The 23,382-nt window shown below is 45.3% G+C and carries 21 protein-coding genes and 1 other annotated feature; of the genes, 10 read left to right on the top strand and 11 right to left on the bottom strand.

Features of this window, described 5'->3' with window-relative positions; genetic code table 11:
- The first annotated feature begins 61 nt into the window (after positions 1-61).
- Positions 62-388, top strand: a complete 327-nt coding sequence (gene hpf / locus AWH66_RS00905) for a ribosome hibernation-promoting factor, HPF/YfiA family (protein ID WP_006072926.1) — start codon at positions 62-64, stop codon at positions 386-388.
- Between the two features lie 122 nt (positions 389-510).
- Positions 511-630: a sequence feature (Phe leader region), on the top strand.
- A gap of 12 nt (positions 631-642) precedes the next feature.
- Positions 643-1,824 (top strand): prephenate dehydratase, encoded by a 1,182-nt coding sequence (gene pheA / locus AWH66_RS00900; RefSeq protein WP_006072925.1) that lies wholly within the window; start codon positions 643-645, stop codon positions 1,822-1,824.
- Positions 1,825-1,893: 69 nt separating this feature from the next.
- Here the strand turns inward: pheA and AWH66_RS00895 are convergent, their stop codons facing one another.
- A complete protein-coding gene (locus AWH66_RS00895; RefSeq protein ID WP_038223932.1) occupies positions 1,894-2,553 on the bottom strand; it encodes a YiaD family glycine zipper/OmpA-like lipoprotein in 660 nt (219 codons plus the stop codon).
- Between the two features lie 190 nt (positions 2,554-2,743).
- Here AWH66_RS00895 and yjjX point away from each other — a divergent pair, with 190 nt between their 5' ends.
- Positions 2,744-3,259, top strand: a complete 516-nt coding sequence (gene yjjX / locus AWH66_RS00890; protein ID WP_063606556.1) for an inosine/xanthosine triphosphatase — start codon at positions 2,744-2,746, stop codon at positions 3,257-3,259.
- A 43-nt stretch (positions 3,260-3,302) separates the two neighbouring features.
- On the opposite strand, the gene trpR is transcribed toward yjjX, so the two are convergent.
- Positions 3,303-3,590, bottom strand: coding sequence for a trp operon repressor (gene trpR / locus AWH66_RS00885; RefSeq protein ID WP_006072922.1), 288 nt, complete (start codon positions 3,588-3,590; stop codon positions 3,303-3,305).
- A 72-nt stretch (positions 3,591-3,662) separates the two neighbouring features.
- On the bottom strand, positions 3,663-5,606 hold the full coding sequence (gene sltY, locus AWH66_RS00880; RefSeq protein WP_063606557.1) for a murein transglycosylase: 1,944 nt from the start codon (positions 5,604-5,606) through the stop codon (positions 3,663-3,665).
- A 303-nt stretch (positions 5,607-5,909) separates the two neighbouring features.
- Here sltY and ettA point away from each other — a divergent pair, with 303 nt between their 5' ends.
- Together ettA and AWH66_RS00870 are read left to right on the top strand one after the other, a co-directional pair.
- Positions 5,910-7,577, top strand: coding sequence for an energy-dependent translational throttle protein EttA (gene ettA / locus AWH66_RS00875; protein ID WP_063606558.1), 1,668 nt, complete (start codon positions 5,910-5,912; stop codon positions 7,575-7,577).
- A 146-nt stretch (positions 7,578-7,723) separates the two neighbouring features.
- A complete protein-coding gene (locus AWH66_RS00870) occupies positions 7,724-8,731 on the top strand; it encodes a M23 family metallopeptidase (RefSeq protein WP_063606559.1) in 1,008 nt (335 codons plus the stop codon).
- Positions 8,732-8,784: 53 nt separating this feature from the next.
- Here AWH66_RS00870 and tyrA read toward each other — a convergent pair whose 3' ends face one another.
- A complete protein-coding gene (tyrA, locus tag AWH66_RS00865; RefSeq protein ID WP_063606560.1) occupies positions 8,785-9,912 on the bottom strand; it encodes a bifunctional chorismate mutase/prephenate dehydrogenase in 1,128 nt (375 codons plus the stop codon).
- Positions 9,913-9,920: 8 nt separating this feature from the next.
- Positions 9,921-10,994 (bottom strand): 3-deoxy-7-phosphoheptulonate synthase, encoded by a 1,074-nt coding sequence (locus AWH66_RS00860; RefSeq protein ID WP_063606561.1) that lies wholly within the window; start codon positions 10,992-10,994, stop codon positions 9,921-9,923.
- Positions 10,995-11,244: 250 nt separating this feature from the next.
- Here AWH66_RS00860 and AWH66_RS00855 point away from each other — a divergent pair, with 250 nt between their 5' ends.
- The gene (locus AWH66_RS00855; RefSeq protein WP_063606562.1) at positions 11,245-12,948 is read left to right on the top strand and encodes a sensor histidine kinase; all 1,704 of its coding nucleotides are present in this window, start codon (positions 11,245-11,247) and stop codon (positions 12,946-12,948) included.
- Positions 12,945-13,670, top strand: a complete 726-nt coding sequence (gene btsR / locus AWH66_RS00850) for a two-component system response regulator BtsR (protein ID WP_063606563.1) — start codon at positions 12,945-12,947, stop codon at positions 13,668-13,670. Before AWH66_RS00855 ends, btsR begins: the two co-directional genes overlap by 4 nt.
- 91 nt (positions 13,671-13,761) lie before the next feature.
- Here btsR and nagZ read toward each other — a convergent pair whose 3' ends face one another.
- A complete protein-coding gene (nagZ, locus tag AWH66_RS00845; RefSeq protein ID WP_063606564.1) occupies positions 13,762-14,745 on the bottom strand; it encodes a beta-N-acetylhexosaminidase in 984 nt (327 codons plus the stop codon).
- Between the two features lie 102 nt (positions 14,746-14,847).
- On the opposite strand from nagZ, the gene AWH66_RS00840 reads away from it, so the two are divergent.
- Complete coding sequence (locus AWH66_RS00840) at positions 14,848-15,978, top strand: anhydro-N-acetylmuramic acid kinase (RefSeq protein ID WP_063606660.1); 1,131 nt, start codon at positions 14,848-14,850, stop codon at positions 15,976-15,978.
- Complete coding sequence (gene murQ / locus AWH66_RS00835) at positions 15,975-16,907, top strand: N-acetylmuramic acid 6-phosphate etherase (RefSeq protein WP_063606565.1); 933 nt, start codon at positions 15,975-15,977, stop codon at positions 16,905-16,907. Before AWH66_RS00840 ends, murQ begins: the two co-directional genes overlap by 4 nt.
- A 41-nt stretch (positions 16,908-16,948) precedes the next feature.
- Here murQ and AWH66_RS00830 read toward each other — a convergent pair whose 3' ends face one another.
- Positions 16,949-17,290 carry a DUF2799 domain-containing protein gene (locus AWH66_RS00830; RefSeq protein WP_031493145.1) on the bottom strand — a complete coding sequence of 114 codons (342 nt, stop codon included), beginning with the start codon at positions 17,288-17,290 and terminating at the stop codon, positions 16,949-16,951.
- 276 nt (positions 17,291-17,566) lie between these two features.
- Between AWH66_RS00830 and AWH66_RS00825 the strand changes: the two genes are divergently transcribed.
- Positions 17,567-19,051 carry a carbon starvation CstA family protein gene (locus tag AWH66_RS00825; RefSeq protein WP_063606566.1) on the top strand — a complete coding sequence of 495 codons (1,485 nt, stop codon included), beginning with the start codon at positions 17,567-17,569 and terminating at the stop codon, positions 19,049-19,051.
- A 75-nt stretch (positions 19,052-19,126) separates the two neighbouring features.
- Here the strand turns inward: AWH66_RS00825 and AWH66_RS00820 are convergent, their stop codons facing one another.
- The 4 genes from AWH66_RS00820 to thrB form a co-directional block, all read right to left on the bottom strand.
- On the bottom strand, positions 19,127-20,119 hold the full coding sequence (locus AWH66_RS00820) for a Gfo/Idh/MocA family protein (protein ID WP_063606567.1): 993 nt from the start codon (positions 20,117-20,119) through the stop codon (positions 19,127-19,129).
- Between the two features lie 83 nt (positions 20,120-20,202).
- On the bottom strand, positions 20,203-21,003 hold the full coding sequence (locus tag AWH66_RS00815) for an arylamine N-acetyltransferase family protein (protein WP_063606568.1): 801 nt from the start codon (positions 21,001-21,003) through the stop codon (positions 20,203-20,205).
- Between the two features lie 139 nt (positions 21,004-21,142).
- Positions 21,143-22,423, bottom strand: a complete 1,281-nt coding sequence (thrC, locus tag AWH66_RS00810) for a threonine synthase (RefSeq protein ID WP_063606569.1) — start codon at positions 22,421-22,423, stop codon at positions 21,143-21,145.
- On the bottom strand, positions 22,420-23,382 hold the full coding sequence (gene thrB, locus AWH66_RS00805) for a homoserine kinase (protein WP_062459838.1): 963 nt from the start codon (positions 23,380-23,382) through the stop codon (positions 22,420-22,422). Before thrB ends, thrC begins: the two co-directional genes overlap by 4 nt.

Genomic DNA, 23,382 nt, shown 5'->3' with positions numbered 1-23,382 from the left:
TTTCTCCATGGATAAGTAATCTGGAGTTAACCCATGAGGGATGCAACAGAGGAAAAAACATATGAGAGTAAACATCACTGGTAAAAACATTGAGATCACCTCTGCAATCCGTGAGCATATCGAAAGCAAGTTTAAGAAGTTAGAAAAATGGCAAGTGGATATCATTAGTTGCCAGACTGCTTTCAGCGAAGAGCCAAACAAACAAATGAAATTCGAAGCGTCCATTACGGTACCCAAAGGCAAACTTGTCGCTTCCGCTACTCATGAAGATTTATACGCTGCCGTTAACGAGGTAGAACAGAAGTTAGAACGTCAGCTAAACAAACTCAGACATAAGCCAGAAGCGAGACGCACGGATAAGCCTGAGTTAGTAGAAGAAACCGAATAAAGGCTCGTAAATAAAACGATTGTAGAATAGCGCCGTAAGGCGCTATTTTTTTGCTTGACGCTCCCCACTCCCTTGCTTATTGTGTGGCTTAGCCCAAAAAAACTTAAGACTACATTTTCTATGTACCCGATTAATCTGTTCTTTTTTGACTTCTTTTTTCTCCACTAGGCTTGGAGGCTTCTTCGTTTTCGAAAGAAAAGTCAAAAACGAACGGAAAGCCTCCCAATGGGAGGTTTTTTTATAAGGATTATTTGATGACAGACACAAACTACTCACTTGAAGAAATTCGCTTACGTCTGAACGAGCTAGATGACAACTTGTTGCAGCTTCTTTCTGAACGTCGCAAGCTCAGCATTGAAGTAGCAAAAAGCAAAGTAGAAACCTCAAAACCGGTTCGTGATGCCGCTCGTGAGCAACAACTTTTGGTTAAGCTCATTAATAACGGTAAAGACAAGTACGAGCTGGATGCGTCTTACATCACAAAGATCTTCCACACTATCATTGAAGATTCTGTTCTGCTGCAACAGGTTTACCTACAAAACTTAGCCAACCCGCAACAAAGCAGAAAACCTGTTGCTAGAGTGGCCTTTCTAGGCGCTAAGGGCTCTTACTCACACCTAGCAAGCCGAGATTATTTCTCTCGAAAGAACACGGAGCTCATTGAACTCAATTGTGACCAGTTCAAAGAAGTCACAAAAACGGTCGAGTCAGGTCATGCTGATTTCGGTGTATTGCCTATTGAAAACACCAGCTCTGGCTCAATTAATGAAGTATTCGACTTACTGCAACATACGACTTTACATATCGTTGGTGAAATCACCCAACCTATTGAGCACTGCTTGGTTGCGACCAAAGAAATTCGTCTGGAAAACATCAAAACGCTGTACTCTCACCCACAACCTCATCAGCAATGCAGTGAGTTCTTGGGCAGACTATCTGGCGTTCAACTGGAGTCTTGTGCAAGCACAGCGGATGCAATGCAGAAAGTTCAGCAGCTTAATAGAGACGATGTTGCTGCAATCGGCCACGCAGCCAGCGGCAAACTCTATGGCTTGCAATCGATTCAAAGCAACATTGCTAATCAGACAGAAAACCATACTCGATTCATCGTCGTTGCAAGAAAGCCTGTTGAAGTGTCAGCGCAAATTCCAGCAAAAACTACCTTTATCATGGCGACGTCTCAACAAGCAGGTTCGTTGGTTGAAACCTTATTAGTACTCCAGCGCTATGGAATCAATATGACCAAGCTCGAGTCACGTCCTATTATGGGTAATCCTTGGGAAGAGATGTTTTATGTGGATGTGGAAGCCCACAAAGACTCAGAATCAATGCAGCAAGCCATTCATGAGCTTATAAAGATCACTAAGTACCTTAAAGTACTTGGCTGCTACCCTATTGATAACGTAAAACCAGTGATGCCCGATTTAGGCGAGTAAAAACAAATAGCCCCAGTCATCATGAGCTGGGGCTATTTCTATTTAATGAGCCGTAGCCTGTCTTCAAAGCTACTTGAGCGGCAGAATCTTAATCTCCACTCGACGATTACATTGACGCCCCTCTGGTGTAGAGTTACTGCAAATTGGGAATCGCTCACCATTACCACGGGCTACCGCACGACCTGCCGCTACATTCTGGCTAATCAAGAACGAACGTACTTGCTCAGCGCGCTTTTCTGATAGCTCTTGGTTGTATTGCGCACTACCCGTGCTATCGGTATAGCCTTCGATAACTAAACTGGTATCAGGATACTCAACCAAAATACGCGCTACACCTCTCAGTGTGTTGTGAATACTGCTGTTAAGAGCGTGAGAGCTACTGTCAAAACCAATACCGTTTTCTAAACGTAATAAAAGTTGATTGTCACCAACACGCTCAACTTGCACACCTGAATTTAACAACTCTTGTCTGAGCGCTTTTTCTTGTTGGTCGAAATAATATCCGACACCACCACCCAACGCTGCGCCACTCGCCGCACCAATAAGAATCCCACGACTATCACCACCTGAAGCAATACCAACAGCTGTGCCAGCAATTGCGCCAATCACAGCGCCTTTGGTTGCTGAGTTTGTCTCATACTCTCCTGTTGTCGCGTTTTGTCGCTGCGTCGCTTGGCAGCCAACAAGAGAAATAAGCCCTAAGGCAACCACTACTTTTTTTAATCTCATTTCTATTATCTCTTATGCGTACAACATCACCATCAAATACAGAATATCGTACCATATAAATTCTAATTATTCCTAATGGAGGCATTTAGCACTCACACTAATGATAAAAAGCACACCGTTATTAAATGACAAATCTAAGGCAAATTTACGTTAGAATTAAGCCCAAACGTATAGACATGGATAAGTAAGAATGAACAAAGTGGTTATCGCGTCACTTAATCCAGCCAAAATCAATGCCGTAAAAAGCGCCTTTGAATCCGCTTTTCCTAACCAAACGTTCACTTTTGAAGGGGTAAACGTGCCAAGTGGCGTGGCCGAGCAACCTATGAGCAATGATGAAACTCATCTTGGTGCTAAAACGCGTGTTCACAATGCCAAGAAAACCGTCAAAGACGGTGATTTCTATGTTGGGATTGAAGCTGGTTTAGATGGGCATTCCACGTTTGCATGGATGATTATTGAAACAGAGACACAGACCGGCGAATCAAGAAGCGCGAGTCTAATGCTTCCACCCGCTGTCGTAGACCAGCTATCGCCAAGCGTTGAACTAGGCGATGTGATGGATAAGACCTTTGGTACCGATAATATCAAACAAAAAGGCGGGGCAATTGGTTTACTAACCCAGCATCAGCTCACACGCAGTTCTGTGTATCACCAAGCATTAATACTGGCGTTGATCCCATTTACCAATCCTGAACACTTCTAAAGACGTCTTCTCTGACAAGGTAAGCGAACCCTGTAGGTTTCGCTTACTTAAGCAATAAATCACTGAGCGCGTTCTTATCTTTGTCGGCCAAGCGCTTTACTTCCGCAGAGCCACGAGTAATGGTCGCCACACCTACGCCTAACATCTGACTAATTTGGCGTTGTGACATGTCTCCCTTTAACAATTCACAGAGAATGTTCACCCGCGCCGTCACTGCTTCACGTTCATCTGGTGTTAGCAACATCGTCATCAGCATTGCTTGCTGCTCACTGCTTTGCGAACGCTGAATAAGGTCGAGTACCTGTTGCCAGTCTTGATAGTGTGGTTCCATTTAATATTCCATCAGAAACATCCAGTTACCCATTCTACCTCCAAGCCCACATGAATTGGTAGCCCATCTCCACTAGTAACGCTTTTTCGCTTCCGCTTCAGTAAGGAAACTTCCCTGAACACCGAGTAAATCTCGATAGTAGACTTGGAACATTAGAATATTTTGAACGTAACCACGTGTCTCTCTAAAAGGTATCGCTTCAATAAAGGCGATGGCATCTAACTTGCCATCAGAAGCTTCACGCCAGCGTTTTACGCGGTTAGGCCCCGCATTGTAGGCGGCTAATGCATAAATACGGTTATCGTCGTAGTTACCAAGCAACTCGTTAAGGTAGTGCGAGCCTATCTCAATATTCTTACCTACCTGATACAAGTCGCTAGTGTTGCCGTAACGTATCTTATGCTTTTTCGCAGTGTACTTTGCTGTAGCTGGCATAATCTGCATCACGCCGCGAGCACCGACAGGGGAGCGTGCTTCCACATCCATCGCACTTTCTTGACGTGCGAGCGACATAAGCAACACGCTATCAAGGTCGAGCTTGTCACTGTAGAAATCAAACCACCAGCGATGAGCCGTTGGGAAGCGCAATGACATGTTGTCCCACATTTTGGCAGAAATTGTCGCCACTACGGTGAAGTGATGCCAACGTTTCTTACCAGCATAAGCCGCTAACATCTGCTTCTCATCTACAGTTATGCTCGACAATAAGAAACGCCACTCTGATTTAGCTGCGGCTATTTTGTCTCGCTCAATCAACTCTTCGATTCGGTCTAAGCTAGCTTGATACGGCGCTACGACTTTGGGATCTAAAACTGTCGTGGAAATAGGATAAACAATAGAGTGCTCTAGGTATGTCGCGGCTGCGGCGCTGTAAAAGTTACGTTGGCCTACAATCCCCTCTAGGCGTTGTTTTCCTTGTTCTTTGTTACCTGTTGCCAACTCAGAACGTGCCAACCAATATTGCCAACGACTGGTTTCTTGTTTCTCTGGCGACATTTTATTGATCCAACGGTTCAAGCCTTTCCAATCGGCTTGTTGCACCGCAAGACGCGCTCTACGTTCCAAGTAACCATCATTGCTTGATTGACTAAGCACTTTATCGCGCCAGTTAGCTTCAGTTTCGGAATCCGTCGTGATATAACGCATCGCAACATAGTCTTGCATCGACTGTTGCAACTCATCATCTAACGAGGCATTTTTACTTAGTTTAGTTAGCGCTGTTCTTGCTTTGTCTTTATCACTACGAGCTAACTTTCTCAGTGACAGCTCAGTTAGCTGATTTTTATACGGTTGTGGGAAATTACTATCAGCAAAAGACGCCACCTTATTAGGTGATTTGAACAGGTCTTTAATTTGCTTGCCCTGCTGTTTCCCTGGCGACGTTGCCAACTTCTTATTTAGATAGTTAATCAATGATCCATTACGCTTCTCAAAAGCAAGGAGCATTCTCTCGACAATCAGTTGGTCAGTCAGCGCTCCTGACTTATCCCACTCCTTAAATAACTTATCACAAGCACTATCAACACTATTTCCACTCAACCATAAGTTTTCAGCGCCTTTGTAAGCCCCCTGTTTATTCCCGGTTTTAAGCTGAGCATAGTGATAGTGGCATTGATATCGTTCTCCATTTGGGTAAGTGGTTTGAAACGTCAGAATGTCTTGCCATTTGTTTTGACGGGCCAATTGGTCCAAGTACGGTGCGCGAATACGAGAGGAGAAAGGGAAACCCTTATGCTGCTCAATAAACGCCTTGACGTCCTCAATCGACTTATCTGCAAGCTGCAAAGAAAACACTCGATAATCGACATAAGGAGTCAATGCGTAGTCTTCAATTTTAGGCCGAAGTTTTTGATAACCGCTGATGTCTTTTTTATCAATGAGCTTTTGCGCCCTATCATAATCTGAGCGTTGTTGTTCTAGTTGTGTTTCTGCTGCGAATGCAGGCCATACCAGAGAGGCTATGATGACCGAAGTAACTGCTAGCAGTCGTTGCTTATACCATCCGTATAAAAGCATGTACCGATTTCCTTAGATGCTGTGAAGAATGACCAGTGAACTTATTGTTGTCGTTTTTTATTGAGCCTTGTCAGCTTCATTTGAATACATGGTCAATCTTCAATTTAAGACCAATTACTCCATCTTGCCAATGGGTTTATCATTAAGAATTTGTTTCCATTGTTGAGAATTCCCTGACTCTTGGTGAAACCGTGCATTTAGAATGATATTGAGGCTTAAGATCGCACAACGAAAATTGAAACGTTCTGACTGCGTAGTGTAAAATAACAACTTTATTGACTTCAAAAATAGGAACGATCGGCAATGGCTGAATACGTCTATACCATGTCGCGCGTGAGCAAAGTAGTGCCACCAAAGCGACAAATCCTTAAAGATATCTCTCTTAGCTTCTTCCCAGGTGCAAAAATCGGTGTTCTAGGCCTAAATGGTGCTGGTAAATCTACCCTTCTACGTATCATGGCGGGTATTGATACTGATATCGATGGTGAAGCGCGTCCGCAACCTGGTCTAAATGTAGGTTACTTGCCGCAAGAACCTGTTCTTGATGAATCAAAAACGGTTCGTGAAATCGTTGAAGAAGCAGTCTCCGATGTTGCTGGTGCGATGAAGCGCCTAGACGAAGTGTATGCGGCTTACGCAGAACCAGATGCAGACTTCGACGTACTGGCTAAAGAGCAAGGCGAGTTAGAAGCTCTTATCCAAGCGAAAGATGGTCATAACCTAGAGAACGCCCTAGAACGTGCTGCTGACGCTCTTCGTCTACCTGAGTGGGATGCAAAGATTCAACACCTATCCGGTGGTGAACGTCGCCGTGTCGCTATCTGTCGTTTACTGCTTGAGAAGCCAGACATGCTGCTTCTTGACGAACCAACCAACCACCTAGATGCCGAATCTGTTGCTTGGCTTGAACGTTTCCTAGTGGACTACAATGGCACTGTTGTTGCTATTACCCACGACCGTTACTTCCTTGATAACGCAGCAGGTTGGATTCTTGAACTTGACCGTGGTGAAGGTATTCCATGGGAAGGTAACTACACTTCATGGCTAGAGCAAAAAGACGCACGTCTACAACAAGAAGCGTCGCAAGAGAAAGCTCGTCAGAAAACTATTGAGAAAGAACTGGAGTGGGTTCGTCAAAACCCTAAAGGTCGTCAGGCGAAGTCAAAAGCACGTATGGCACGTTTTGAAGAGCTACAAAGTGGCGATCATCAAAAACGTAACGAAACCAACGAGCTATTCATTCCACCAGGCGAGCGTCTAGGTGATAAAGTTCTAGAAGTAAACAACCTGACTAAGTCATTCGATGGCCGTGTACTGATTGATGACCTTTCTTTCAGCATTCCAAAAGGCGCTATCGTAGGTATCATCGGTGCTAACGGTGCGGGTAAATCGACGTTATTCAAAATGCTAAGTGGCACAGAGCAACCAGATGCCGGTACGATTGAACTTGGTGACACCGTTAAACTGGCTTCTGTAGAACAGTTCCGTGATTCAATGAACGACAGCAATACGGTTTTCCAAGAGATCTCTGAAGGCGCTGACATCATTAAGATCAACAGCTTTGAAATTCCTGCGCGCGCGTACTGCTCACGCTTTAACTTCAAAGGTAGCGACCAACAGAAGATCATCGGTGAACTTTCCGGTGGTGAGCGCAACCGTGTTCACCTAGCTAAGCTTCTTAAAGCGGGCGGCAACATGTTGCTACTCGATGAACCTACCAACGACCTAGACGTTGAAACTCTACGTGCACTTGAAGAAGCACTATTAGAGTTCCCAGGCTGTGCCATGGTGATCTCGCACGACCGTTGGTTCCTAGACCGTATCGCTACTCACATCATCGACTATCGCGATGAAGGTCAAGTTAACTTCTACGAAGGCAACTACACTGAGTACATGGATTGGCTGAAGAAGACCTTAGGCCCAGAAGCGGCTGAACCACATCGTATCAAATACAAACGCATCTCAAAATAACCGTTTGAATTTGAGATAAACTTGTTTTTTTTCAAGAGGGCGCTAATAATAGCGCCCTCTTTTTTGTGATTTTCACCCACAAAATAACGAAATTAACTGAAAAATTACCACATTTCATAGACAAATGTGGTGTAGCGATAATCACTATGCCGAATAGAATCAAGGTAGTAATACCGAATGAACAAGGAAAGAAGCGAACTCTGCGCTTAGGAAGAAAGCGTACTTACACTGCTATCCTCTTCGCTGCAGCCTTTCCTGTTGCCTTGGGCTTAGTCGGTTATTCCTATAACCAATCTCAAACACAGCTGTCATCCACTGAAGTGTCTCTGACGGATCTACAGCAAGAAAAAGCGCTACTTGAAGCTAAACTGGAAGAACAAGTTAATGTCACTCACGATCTTTCTCAAGAACTTGAAGAGAAACGTGATGAGCTCCAACTCCTGAGCAAACGAGTTAATGACGTGGAAACGGTTCTTGGTCTTACCGATGAAGAGCTCTACGATACGGAAATGCCATTAGCGGAGCGTATTGATGCAGCCGCCATTGACTCTGCAGTGCGTGCCACTATGCTGCGCTTAATTCCCAATGACAGCCCGGTTACTTATCAGCGCGTTTCCTCGTCTTACGGACGACGTACTAACCCTATCTCTGGTAAACGTCAGTTGCACACTGGTATCGACCTAACCTGCAAAACAGGTGAACAGATCTTAGCGCCAGCCGATGGTGTTATTGAGACAGTAAGACCAAGCCGTCAAGGTTATGGTAACTATATGACGGTGCGCCATTCATTTGGTTTTATGAGCTCTTACGCTCACTTGCATAAGTTTAAAGCTAAGAGTGGACAGTTCGTCAGTAAAGGGGACGTCATCGCTACGTGTGGTAATAGCGGTAATTCAACCGGACCACACCTGCACTATGAAGTACGCTTTTTAGGACGCACTCTTAACCCTCAGTACTTCATCGATTGGAGCCCTGAGAATTTCGATTACGTGTTCGAGAAAGAAAAGAAAGTGCAATGGGCACCGCTGATTGATCTTGTCGGTAGCGTGGTTAAGCTACAAATAAACCTAACCAATGCACCTTATGTGGATTCTTCGATTAAAACTGCCGTTACCGAAGACACCACCAGCGAAACCAGTGAACAGACAAACTAAAAAAACGCAGCGACTTCGCTGCGTTTTTTAATTGGTTCTTTCATCGCCCGCGTTTAACCGCGATGAATGGCATCATTAGCCTGCTTAAGTAGGTTCTGACTCTCAGACATAAACTGCTGCGAATAATCACCAAACCACTCGCTAACTTCATTAAACTCAGAGATGAACTTATCTTTATCTTTGCTATCAAGCAGTGTTAATGCTTCTCCAAACTGTCTATGGAAGCACTTGATCATCTCAATGTTCTCTTCTGAAGACATAATAATGTCGCCGTATAAGCTTGGGTCTTGAGCAAACAATCGACCCACCATCGCCAACTCGAGTCGGTAGATAGGTGAACTGAGTTTAACTAACGTATCTAAATCAGGGTTCTGCTGACTTAAGTGGCGACCGTAAGCAAACGAGGTAAAGTGACGAAGCGCTTGGATAAGCGTCATGCCTTTATCGTGCTGCTCTGAAGAAATCTGACACAAACTTGCGCCCCAAATCTTGAACTGCTCCAGCAGCCACTGGTATTCGCTCTCACCTCGGCCATCACAGTAAACAATCACCTGTTTCGCAAGGCTTGGTACATCAGGACCAAACATCGGGTGAAGACCAACAACGGGTCCATTGTGAACATCAAGCATTGAGTTCAAAGGTTTAGATTTGATCGATGTTAAATCACAAAGAATACAATCTTGCGGTAACGCATTTAGCTTCTCAATCACACCCTCGGTGAGGTGAATCGGTACAGTGACAACAACCAGACCGGCGTTATCGAGAATCTCATTTGCACGATCCCAATCTTGGCTGCCTAGTACTTTAACTTCGTAGCCAGACAGTTTGAACATTCTACCAAATAGGCCACCGAGTTGACCGTTACCACCAACGATCACCACTGAACGTAACTCTGGATTTAAACATTTGAATCCTGAGTCTTTTTCACTCGCGTAAGACTCGCGCATCGTACGGCGCAGGATGTCTTCAATCAGTTGTGGTGGTATGCCCTTCTTCTTCGCCTCTTCACGACGAGATGCTAGCATAGCGGCTTCTCTATCAGGAGCATAGATAGGCAAACCATGACGGCTTTTCACTTCACCAACTTGTTCTACTAGGGATAGACGCTTCGCAAGAAGCTCGAGCATTTGCTTATCGACTTCATCAATTTGGTCGCGCAGTGCGTTCAATTCAGCAGCCATGGACGTGATTATTCCTTAATACGATTTTCCAAGAATGGGACAAGCTCTTTATGAGCATGACGTAATAGTGCCTCAGTTGTATCCCAATTGATACACGCGTCGGTGATCGACACCCCATATTTCATTTGCTCGAGAGGAATATCCGAACTTTGGTTTCCTTCGTTGATATGACTCTCAATCATTAGACCAATAATAGATTTGTTTCCTTCACGGATTTGGTGAATGACATCTTCAGCCACTAGTGGTTGACGACGGTAATCCTTACGAGAGTTAGCATGACTACAATCCACCATCAATGACGCATCAAGATTAGACTTCGCTAGCTCTTGCTCACATTCGGTGACCGATACTGAGTCATAATTGGTTTGCTTACCACCACGTAAGATAACATGGCCGTTTTCGTTACCTTGAGTCGTTAATAAGGCAACTTGACCTTCACGGTTTATCCCCATAAAGCGGTGACTTGAAGAAGCTGCTTGCATCGCATTAATTGCTGTTGCCAAACTGCCATCGGTACCATTTTTAAAGCCTATTGGCATCGAAAGACCGCTGGCCATTTCGCGGTGAGTTTGTGACTCAGTCGTTCGTGCACCAATTGCCGCCCATGAGAAGGTGTCCGCCAAGTATTGTGGACTGATCGGATCAAGTGCTTCTGTCGCTAATGGAATATCCATTTCTGCAAGCTCCACCAGGAGCTCACGCCCTACATGCAGTCCGTGCTCAATATCGAAGGTGCCATCCAGTTGAGGGTCATTGATCAAGCCTTTCCAGCCTACCGTTGTACGCGGCTTTTCAAAGTAGACACGCATAACAATGTATAGCTGGTCGCTAAGTTGCTCCGACAACGCTTTCAAACGCTTTGCGTACTCTTTCGCCGCTTCGACATCATGAATAGAGCAAGGCCCACATACGACGAGTAGACGATGATCTTTCTTATGAATAATGTTGGCGATAGTCTCACGGGAATCTTGAATGAACTTTCTTGCTTTTTCACTCAGCGGTAATTTTTCTTTTAGTTGTTCTGGTGTAATCAGTACCTGTTCGTCACTGATATTAATATTACTTAGTTCACTCTTCTTCATGGCCTCACCCGTAAATATTATTTTACACCGAACTTTATAATTAAAACCGTCCGGCTAAGCTTTAATTGGTAATATACCTAGATAAAAAACACATGCAAGCGTAAACTTTAAAAAACATTAACCGTAAAATATAGTTTACATTAAATATCACTAGTGCTTCAGTTCTTGATAACAGTTCGGTGATAACAAACTGCCACGATTGGTCAGTTGCGTATACAATAAAATACAACTTCGTTGTTGGTTGTAATATATGGACTTAATCATCTCCCTTTTGCAGCAGATGTGCGTGTATCTAATGCTCGCTTATATGCTAAGCAAAACTCCTCTTTTTATTCCACTGTTTAGTGTCTCCAATCGTTTAAGTCATAAACTCAGTATTTATGTTCTGTTTTCATCGTTTTGTATTTTGGGCACCTACTTCGGATTACAAATCAACGATGCTATCGCCAATACTCGAGCGATTGGTGCGGTGATGGGAGGGCTGTTCGGCGGTCCCATCGTAGGGTTTGCCGTTGGATTAACCGGTGGTTTACACCGCTACACCTTGGGAGGATTTACCGATTTGGCCTGTGCGATTTCCACTACGGCAGAAGGCGTTATCGGTGGCTTAATGCATCTGTATTTTCTCCGAAAGGACAAAAAAGAAGAGCTATTTAATCCTCTTGTGGTGTTCTACATCACCTTTGTGGCGGAACTGGTTCAGATGCTGATCATCCTCATTGTAGCTAAACCTTTTGATCAAGCTTATTCACTGGTTTCTGACATTGCCGCTCCGATGATCATCGCCAACTCTGTCGGTGCCGCGCTATTTATGAGTATTCTTCAAGACCGTAAGACCATTTTCGAAGAATACTCGGCGACTTTCTCTCGTCGCGCATTAAACATTGCCGAACGCTCCGTGGGCATTTTAGTCCATGGTTTTAACTCTAATAACGCCAGCAAGATTGCACGAATTATCTACGAAGAAACCAATGTTGGTGCGGTCGCCATTACCGATCACGACAAGATACTGGCTTTTGTTGGCATAGGCGCTGACCACCATCACCTTAATCGACCTATCTCCTCTCAAAGTACGCTCGATTCGATGAACAACAACGAGATCATTTACCTTGATGGCAAAGAGAATCCTTACCAGTGCTCAATCTCTGAAGACTGCAAATTGGGCTCCGCGCTTATTATTCCGCTGCGTACTGGTGATGAAGTAATTGGTACCATCAAGCTATACGAGCCCAAGCGTAAGCTGTTCTCAACCATTAATATGTCCATGGCTGAAGGGATTGCTCAGCTGCTCTCTAGCCAGATCCTTCACGGTGACTACATAAACAAACAGACCTTACTCAAACAGGCGGAAATCAAACTTCTTCACGCACAAGTTAACCCACATTTTCTGTTTAATGCGTTGAACACCATTAGCGCTATAACTAGACGAGATCCAGATAAAGCGCGCAGTCTTATACAGCATCTTTCGCAGTTTTTCCGTAGCAACCTGAAACAGAATATCGAAACAGTCACCTTGAAAGAGGAATTGGCCCACGTTAACGCTTACCTCACTATCGAAAAAGCACGTTTTACCGACCGTTTGGAAGTTGATATTGATATTGCTCCAGAGCTGTTAGAACAAGAAGTACCGAGTTTCACTTTACAACCGCTAGTTGAAAACGCGATTAAGCATGGTATTTCCAATTTAATTGAAGGTGGGGTTATTCGAATCTATAGTCACACCACTCAATTAGGGAGCGAAATAGTCGTCGAGGATAATGCCGGCACCTTTATTGCGCCCAAGGAGGGACATGAAGGGCTAGGTATGCAAATTGTCGGTAAACGCCTAACAAATCAATTTGGTCGTGACGGAGCGCTAAAAATTGAAGTGGAAAAGGACCACTTTACGCGAATGAGCTTTATCATCCCCTCGCCTTCTACACGCAAAGATAAAAGGACGGCTATTGCGTCATGACACAGTTAACAGCTTTAGTAATTGATGATGAGTTATTTGCTCGCGAAGAGCTAATAGAGCTCTTGGAGGAAACCGAGCAAATTGACATCATTGGTGAGGCAAGCAATGCCATTGAAGGTCTCAAGAAAATCAACCAACTCAAACCGGATGTGGTCTTTCTTGATATTCAGATGCCACAAGTCACCGGTATTGAACTACTTGGCATGCTCGACCCTGATACTATGCCGAAAGTCGTCTTCGTCACCGCTTACGATCAATATGCCATCCAAGCGTTTGAAGATAATGCGTTCGATTACTTACTAAAACCGGTTGACCCGTGCCGTCTTGAGAAAACCGTAAAGCGACTAAAAAAACGTGAGCAACAAACGCTGGAAGCGTTCGATACTCTCGCACCGCAAACACTCGACCAAATCCCTTGTGTCGGCCACAACCGTATCGTAATCATTCCAACTACCGATGTTGAGTTTGCCTACAGCGACCTTTCCGGTGTACATGTTCAAACAGCCGAACAAAAAGCCACATCGCAACTAACGCTGAAAGTACTGGAAGATAAAACGCCGTTGATTCGTTGCCACCGCCAGTTTTTGGTGAACGTCAAGGCTATTAAAGAGATTAAGCTGTTAGACAATGGGTTAGCGGAGATCATTACTCAGAGTGACCACCCAATACCTGTGAGTCGCCGCTACTTGAAATCATTAAAAGAGACGTTAGGCTTCCACTAACAGAAACATTACAGCTTATCTCGATTAGCTGAAGCTAGGCATTCCTCATTGCCATCCCCCTGCACCGGCAAGGGGATCCTAATAGCGACTTCTAGCCTTCCAACGACGACAAAATTTTGTGATTCGCCGCTTTCCATTGAGCACTCTTCTTAAGCTCATCTAAATTGAACTCTTTCTTTCTCAGCATTCGACTCGCCTGCTTCACCTTTATAATTGGCAGGCTGTCTAGTACTTCAATAGAAGAATTACGATTATTGCACATAAGAAGCGTATCACAGCCTGCATCTAACGCTTGTTGAGCACGCTCAGCGGGGCCTCCCATAATCGCTGCACCTTCCATAGAAAGATCATCAGAGAACACGATGCCTCGAAAGCCTAGCTGATTACGAAGGACATCTTTTAACCAATAGCTCGAACCACTGGCAGGCTTGTCGTCATAATGCGAGAACACGACGTGGGCTGGCATCATTGCATCCAACACACCAGCTTTGATATGAGCCTTGAAGATTCGCATATCATCTTCAAAGATGGTATCTCGACTGTCAGTTGGCGTTTCGAAGTGAGAGTCAGCCGTCACTCCACCGTGGCCAGGGAAGTGTTTACCAGTGGTCGCCATACCCGCAGCTTTCATGCCTGCCATAAACGCAGTGCTGTATTGTACGATAGTTGGGAAGTTGTCACCAAAAGCACGATTGCCGATGGCTTTAGATTGGTGTCCTTGGTCAAGAACAGGCGCGAAGCTCAAATCGATGTCGTGAGCGATCAATTCTGCTGCCATAAGCCAGCCAGCTTGATGCGCGAGCGCTTCATCACGCAATTGCGCATATCGAGCAGCTGGCGGCAATAACGTAAATCCATCTCGAAAACGTTGTACACGTCCCCCTTCTTGGTCCACGCCGATAACAATGGGCTTTTTCGCCGCTTGACGGATTTGGCGGTTCAGTTCAATAAGCTGCTCGGAGTCATGATAGTTGCGAGCAAACAAAATCAAGCCACCAACAGTAGGATGCTCAAGAATCTCTTTATCTTCAGCACTCAATTCATAACCTTCCACATCAAGCCATAGCGGTCCCATAATTGCTCCTCTGCAAATTTATTATCAAATGGGCGTATCCAGAGGTTATTCTGATTATTTTTGATTTACAATATTGCTAGGTAAAAACGGAGTAAGTTTATGATGACTAAGGAAGCGCTATACATAGGCATAATGTCAGGTACCAGTTTGGATGGTGTCGATACTGCACTGGTATCGATAAAAGACCGTGACATTAACTTACTCGCCAGCGATTTCCTTAGCTACCCTGAATCACTGAAAACTCAAGTGCTTGCTATCTGTCATGGTCAAGAAACCAACCTCAAACATATCGGTGAGCTCGACCACCAGCTAGGGGTACTTTATGCTGAGGCCGTCAACTCCTTGCTTAGCAAAACCACCTATACAGCTCACGACATCGCAGCCATCGGCAATCACGGCCAAACCGTCTTTCACCAACCAGATGGCGCAATACGCTTTACGACACAGTTGGGTGACAATAACCTCCTAGCAACACTAACTAGCATTGATACGATCGGAGACTTTCGGCGTAAAGATATGGCTCTCGGCGGACAGGGTGCGCCCTTAGTGCCCGCATTCCATCGTTACTTGTTTGCCGATAGTGACTCAACACAGGTGATTTTAAACATTGGTGGCATTTCCAATGTTTCCATATTGCAGCCCAACGGTGAGGTGATTGGTTTTGATACTGGACCTGGAAATGTGCTTTTGGATCATTGGTGCTCTCACGCTTTTTCCCTACCTTTCGACAAAGACGCGCAGCTTGCTGCGCAAGGCAATGTGATTACCCATTTGTTAGACGAAATGCTCAAAGATGACTACCTAAAACGTCCAGCACCGAAAAGTACCGGACGCGAGCATTATCATGAACAGTGGTTGAAACAATGCCTTGCGGCCATCTCAACGCCGATGAACAAGCATGATGTGCTCAGAACACTGACCGAATTTACCGCACTGACTATCACTAATGCCATTGAGAAATATCCCATTGGCACTGCGCCAAAACTTTTAGTGTGTGGCGGTGGCGCAAATAACCCAATAATAATGAAACGCCTGAGTGAACTGCTTAAAGGCTGGAATGTGGCACCAACCGATAGCGAAGCCATTAGTGGAGATTATATGGAATCCATGGCCTTCGCTTGGCTTGCACATTGCTACCTCAACAAGATACCGAGCAATTTGCCCTCAGTAACTGGCGCCAGTAAAGCCGTCCCTTTAGGCGTACTCTATTCAGCTGACCAGGAACCACTATGACTAACGACGCACTTCTCAATGCGCTTTCTCAACTTGTCTCCGAGGGAAGAAACCCTGAGACCATGGATATCGATTTACTGTCATCGCAACAGATTCTAGCCCGAATGAATCAACAAGATGCCCTAGTGCCTCTTGCGGTAGAAAAAGTCATTCCAGACATTGCGCTGGCGGTAGACGCCATCACCAACGCCTTTAAACAAGGCGGTCGATTATTGTATTTGGGTGCTGGTACCAGCGGTCGGTTAGGCGTACTCGATGCATCAGAATGCCCACCAACCTTTGGCACTGACCCTGATATGGTCGTCGGTATCATCGCTGGCGGTAACGACGCAATGTTCCGAGCCAAAGAAGGCGCTGAAGATAACCCTGCTCTTGGTGAGCAAGACCTTATTGACCATAAGCTGACCTCACAAGATGTGGTTGTTGGCATCGCCGCTAGTGGGCGCACGCCTTACGTCATTGGCGCATTAGAATACGCCAACCAATTAGGTACCACGACAGTCGCACTGTCATGCAATCCTGCTTCCGATATCGCTAACATCGCTCAGATAGCCATTAGTCCCGTGGTAGGTCCGGAAGCTCTGACAGGTTCCACTCGACTGAAATCAGGGACCGCGCAGAAGTTAGTTCTCAACATGCTCACGACAGCAAGTATGATCCGTTTAGGTAAAAGCTATGAGAACCTGATGGTGGATGTAAAAGCGACCAATGCAAAGTTAGTCGCCAGAGCGACGCGCATTGTTATGCAGGCCACGGATTGCACCAAGCAACAGGCAGAGGTCACGTTAAAAGAAACTCAATATGACGTGAAGCTTTCGATTCTCATGATTCTAACTGGATTAGATAAGCAGCAAGCACACCAGCAGTTACATCAACAAGACGGTTTCCTAAGAAAAGCGGTAATAAACAAGAGCCAAGAAAGTGAATAAAAAAAGCTAGGGTGTCATGCCCTAGCTCCCTAAATCATCTTTTAATGGGAATAGTCATTCCAACCGCGTTGCCATTCCATTCTAAAACGCTGTCCATCGGGTAACCCTTCACACGCCCCAGTGTAATACTGCCCAGACAGCCCGATTTGATAAGCAAAATCAGCATCACAGAACTCTAGAATGCCTCTTTGATAGCCCGAGTCGTACTCTGAATGAACGGCAGCGCCGAGTTTATTCAGGTCAGAGTAACTGCGAGACAATTGCCCACGCACACCATCTTGATAGCCAATCTGTTCCCAACTTCCCTCTTTAGCGAGGTCATCCACTCCTTTGGCGCATCCAAATATTAACAAGGCGGATGCTGCCACTAAAAACGCTTTCATGAGATTCCTTTTCATCCAACTCTCTCTGTCGTCACAATGCCAGTTTTAAGTGTTTTTTACCACACAATCCTTGACTAAGTGATGAGCTTCACGCTTTTCTACCGCCACTTAACTCGGAAAAACGACCACTTACTCTTCGATAAAACCACTTAAGTTGGTTATTGACCACTTAATCATCTATTCCACCACTAACCGAATAAGCCGATGTGTAGCCAATTCATCATTTTTATAATGGTTACCAGAATTTAATGTCATCACAAACTAGGGATAACAGTTATGTTGTGGTTTTTAACTTGTGTTGCAGCCTTGATCGGCGGCTACTTTATCTACGGGGCTTTCATTGAGAAGGTCTTTGGTATTAATACAAAACGTCAGACACCAGCTCACACTAAAGCTGATGGTGTTGACTACGTGCCAATGTCGACCAAGAAAGTGTACTTGGTTCAATTGTTAAATATCGCTGGTGTTGGTCCAATCTTCGGCCCAATCATGGGTGCGCTATACGGTCCTGCCGCTATGCTTTGGATTGTCATTGGTTGTATCTTTGCTGGTGCAGTACATGATTACTTCTCAGGTATGCTTTCCGTACGTAACGGTGGTGCTTCTGTTCCTACTATTACCGGTCGTTACCTAGGCAATGGCGCCAAACACTTTATGAACATTTTTGCCATCGTCTTGTTGCTACTTGTTGGTGTGGTATTCGTTTCTGCACCTGCTGGCATGATCACTAACCTAGTGAATGACCAAATGGGTATGTCAATGAGCATGACAACCATGGTTGTGGTTATCTTCGCTTATTACATCATCGCGACGATCGTACCTGTCGACAAAATTATTGGTCGCTTCTACCCACTATTTGGCGCACTGCTCATCTTCATGTCTGTTGGTCTTATCACAGCAGTAGCACTATCAAGCGAGCACCAAGTTATGGGTGGCTTTGAAGTCAGCGATATGTTCACCAACATGAACCCGAATGACCTACCGTTATGGCCAGCTCTATTCATCACTATTGCTTGCGGCGCAATCTCAGGCTTCCACGCAACACAGTCTCCACTGATGGCGCGCTGTATGGAAAACGAAAAGAATGGTCGTTTCGTCTTCTACGGTGCAATGATCGGCGAAGGTGTTATCGCCCTTATCTGGTGTGCTCTTGCTCTGTCTTTCTTCGGCTCTATCGACTCGCTAGCTGAAGCAGTTAAAAATGGTGGTCCAGGTAACGTAGTGTACAGCGCTTCATTTGGCCTATTGGGCGTATTTGGTGGTGTGCTTGCTTTCCTAGGTGTTGTTATTCTACCAATCACTTCAGGTGATACTGCGTTCCGCTCTAGCCGTCTAATCCTTGCTGAATACTTCAACATGGAACAGAAAACACTACGTAACCGCCTACTGATGGCTCTACCACTATTCGTTATCGGTGGCATCTTAACTCAAGTAGACTTTGGTGTTATCTGGCGCTACTTCGGCTTCGCTAACCAAACAACTGCAGTAATGATGTTATGGACAGCCTCTGCTTACCTACTACGTCACAATAAGATGCACTGGGTAACGACTGTTCCAGCCATCTTTATGACAACGGTTGTAATTACCTTCATCTTGAATAACGCAACCCTAGGCTTCGCTCTGCCAATGCAGCTGTCAACAATTCTAGGTATTGTTGCTTCACTATCCATCACTGGCTACGTGATTAAGAAGTCGAAAGGTAAAGGTGAGACAGACCTTGCAGATGAAGATAAGCCACAAGGCAAAGTAGAAACTGCTTAACTGATTATCCCATTACCCGCTCTTAGAGCTAAAAAAGCGCCTTCACATTGAAGGCGCTTTTTATTTGTTATCTGATTATTCGCTAAGATAACCCAAACCACCAGCAATCAGACTTTGCTCCATCACCTCAATGACGGCTCGGCTGGTTTCATGATTTAGGATTGATGAGGTCTTAGCGCCTTGCAAAATCAGCCCACTCAGATGCTCAATTTCATGTTCAAAGCCAGTCCCAATAGTTTGCGGTGCTATCAATGTGGTCTCACCTCGATACACCACTTGAATCGATTTAGGGTTCCACCACTTTTCGGCAATGATCGCTTCAAAGTCCTCACCCTGAATGACAGCGCTGCGCGCTAAATTGCGTGTTATTGAGGCCGCCAACTGACCTTGAAGTCCAGACTTAAAATGAAACTCTGCGGTTTCATCCACCTTTGCTTGAGGGTTATCTTGAGAAAAAACTACGTCGGGCTTACCAATAGTTACGCCACACAATGTACATAAATCCGCGTACAACCACAGCGCATACACTCCCACATCCAGTGTCGCGCCACCGGCTTGTTGAGCATTGAAGATCTGGTAGTTTTCATCGTACTCATGCCAATTACCAAATGCTGCCTGTACTGAGGATAGTTTGATATTGTTGTTGGCAATAAACTGTTTTAACTCTCGGTAGGCAGGAAACACAACAGACTTCATGGCTTCCGCTAAAATGACACCATGTCGTTTCGCTAGCGCAGCCATTTCATCCCAATCTTTTACATTGGTAAATGCAGGTTTCTCTACCAGTACATGTTTTCCAGCGCTTAGAAATAGCTCGACCAAGTCTCGGTGATAGGGATGCAATGTCGCAACATAGACCACATCTACGTTGTCATCACCTGCTAATGCTTGGTATGAACCGTAAGAGCGACTGCACTCAAACTCGCCGGCAAAATGCGACGCCCTCTCTTCATCACGTGCTGCCACCGCAACCAATTCGCCACATTGCGAATGTTGGGTTAAATCGATGGCAAACCGACGTGCTATTTTCCCTGAACCTGCGATACCCCAACGAGCTTTCTCCAACATTCTCTACCTTTTACGTTGTGTTTTTTGCCAACCATACCGAAGTCATACGATTACTCAAGTATCATACGGTGTGACATTGTCAGCTATTCCCATCCAAGTTTTGCGATGATGCTACCAAGTTGTGATGCCTCTAGCTGAATACCAAAATGGCGTTCAAAGTTCTCTGCTAAGTCTGCTTTAGTTAGTTCTATTTCTTGTGCCTCTTCATTACCCATTCGGATTTTTAGCGTGCTGTCGAGTAGTGTAATGATGCCACCGTCAATCGGCCTCGCCGCAATCAAACTGCTAGTAAAGTGGGTGTCAGGGCTGGTCGAGGTAAAATGATTGCCATAGGCAATATCACCATGACAGACATAGGTCATATCCAAGCTGTATAGACTCACCCAATCTTGCAGCTTTACTTGAAGTAGGTAACCACAGCGGTCATCTTCGATAAAACGAAAACACTGGTGGTCAATATATTGCTCACGATGCAAAGTCAGCTCCAGAGGTGCTCTTGGCGTATTCGCACCAAACCCTGCATCAACAATCCACTGCTGGTCATCAATCGTAGTCAATGTCACCTGATGGCTACGCCCCGAAGGCTCGCCGCTAAGATGTACTCGTGCTAATAGTGGCCTAACGATAAAGCCTAAGCTCGCCATTACATGAAGCAGTAACCCGTTGACTTCAAAGCAATAGCCGCCACGCTGATGACGTATCAGTTTTTCAAAGATCGCATCAATATCAAGTTTAATCCCTTGGCCAACGTAGACGTCAAAGTTTTCAAATGGCAACGTCCGATGCTGAGCACGATGAAGCGATCTCATATCAGCCACCGTAGGCTTGAGCTCATCCTTAATGCCAAGCTTATCGAAATAATCACGCATTTGAACAGGGGTCATCCTGTGCTCCTTTAATGGTGGCAGTGTTTATTGTTTTAGGTAATCCACAAACAACAGATACAAAAAAACGCCCGAAACCTAAATGTGCTTACTCAGCCACATTTAAATTTCAAGGCGTTGCGATTAGTGTCATTTAGAGCTATTGGACTCGACGTAACACCGCTTTTAGTGCCTCAAAGTCATTAGCTAAGTCTTCAGATAACAGATCCATTGCCGCGTGTTTAGCCAACGGTCCAGGCAGCTCAATGTCAGAGCCTAAGATATCATCAACCACTTCCTTAAACTTAGCAGGATGTGCTGTACACAAGAACAAGCCCGTTTCACCCGGTTGCAACTGCTCTTCAAGTACTCGGTAAGCAATCGCACCATGAGGTTCACATAAGTAGCCTAGAGCATTGAGATCACGAACCGACCCCGCACTTTGCTCATCAGAAACCGCCCCTTTGCCTAGCGTGTCCAACCCCCAACCTTTAAGGCGGCAGAGTTCTTCGATACGCGGCCAATTGTTTGGCTGACTGACATCCATCGCATTTGATGTTGTTGCCACCGTCGGTTTTGGAGCCCACTCGCCTGTTTCTAAGTAACGTGGGACAGTATCATTCGCATTGGTTGCCGCGATAAAGCGCTTAATAGGCAATCCAAGCGCTTTCGCAAGCAGGCCAGCCGTTAAGTTACCGAAGTTACCGCTTGGTACCGATACTACGAGGTTTTCGCGCTGCTCTTTGCTTAGTTGAGCCGCCGCTTCGAAGTAGTAGCAAATTTGCGCCATCAAACGACTGATGTTGATTGAGTTTGCTGAGTTTAATCCAATTTCTTCACGCAATGCCGCATCATCAAATGCCTGTTTCACAAGCGCTTGACAGGCATCAAAGTCACCATCAATGGCAACTGTGTGAATGTTTTTGCCTAACGTACAGAACAGCTTTTCCTGAAGTGGACTGATTTTACCTTTCGGGTAAAGAATCACGACATTGATGTCTTCCATACCATAGAAAGCGTGAGCGACTGCCGCACCAGTATCACCTGACGTTGCTGTCAAAATAGTGATTTTGCCACCATCAGAAATCGCGGCTAAAGACTGAGCCATAAAACGGCCTCCAAAATCTTTAAATGCCAGCGTTGGACCGTGGAAAAGCTCTAGGGCGTACACACCATCTTTTACTTGCTTGATTGGGGCCGGAAACTGGAACGCATTGTCCACTAATTCGCTAACCTTCTCTGCAGGCAACTCATCGCCAATTAGCGCAGAGAGTATCTTTGCACTGCGTGACACAAAATCTTCAGCCAATAAAGCATCTACGTCATCGAACTTAGGCAGTTCAGATGGGAAAAATAGACCTTGGTTGCGACCTAAGCCTTGACGGACAGCTTGGCCAAACGAGACTTGCTCGTCATTTTCTTTGATGTTGTAAAGCTTCATAGCTCACTTCCTGTTACTTTCGAACCTTGCTTGTCTAAACGACAAACGTGCACGAATCCTTCGTTATTTTGTACATAATTTTCTTCTAGCCAGCGAGCCACTCGCTCTGCCACATCTTTTTCTTTACAGATGCTGAACAGCGTTGGGCCACTACCTGAAATTCCAGTTGCCAAAGCCCCCGCTGTTGCCGCGTATTCACGCGCTTGACTAAAGCCAGGTAGCAACTTAGCACGGTATGGTTCCGCAATGACATCTTTGATCATCTTTGCTGCCAATTCAGGCTGATTAGAATGACATGCATGGATAAACCCTGCTAGATGACGACCATGAGCAATGATGTCTTGACGACGATATTGAGAAGGTAAAATTTCACGCGCTTCTGCCGTCGACACTTTAATGCCCGGATACGCCATCACCCAATACCAATCATCAAAACAAGGCACTTCTTGGCTAATAATACCAAGTTCTTCCAGCATCAGTTGCACACCGCCTAAATAGCAAGGTGCCACATTGTCGTAATGGATGCCACCAGAAATTTGCCCTTCCATTTCTCCCATTAGAGCCAGTAACTCGGTCTCATTTAATGGATTACCATGAAATTGGTTCAAAGCGTCTAGCGCCGCAACGATAGAACAAGCACTTGAACCTAAGCCAGAACCGATCGGCATGTTCTTCTCAAGTGTCATAAACACAGGTTTAAGGGCTAGCCCTTTCTTATCTAATTCACGGGCGTACACTTTCCAGCAATCGTAAACAATATTCTCTTGTGGGTTAGCGGGCAGCTTATCAACAAAGCTGCCTTTCGTTGCTAGGTCAAAAGGTTTATCACCTAGCTTAACCTCAACGCAATCGCCAAGTAGAGTGCCATCTATCGGAGAGACTGCCGCACCCAATACATCAAAGCCAACACTCACGTTACCAATAGAGGCCGGAGCATAAACGACAACGCTATCACTCAT

It is taken from the genome of Vibrio barjaei, from assembly GCF_001639065.2.
GTDB classification, from domain to species: Bacteria; Pseudomonadota; Gammaproteobacteria; order Enterobacterales; family Vibrionaceae; genus Vibrio; species Vibrio barjaei.
The sequence above is the reverse complement of the archived record's forward strand: the minus strand, read 5'-3'. Positions and strand labels throughout refer to the sequence as shown.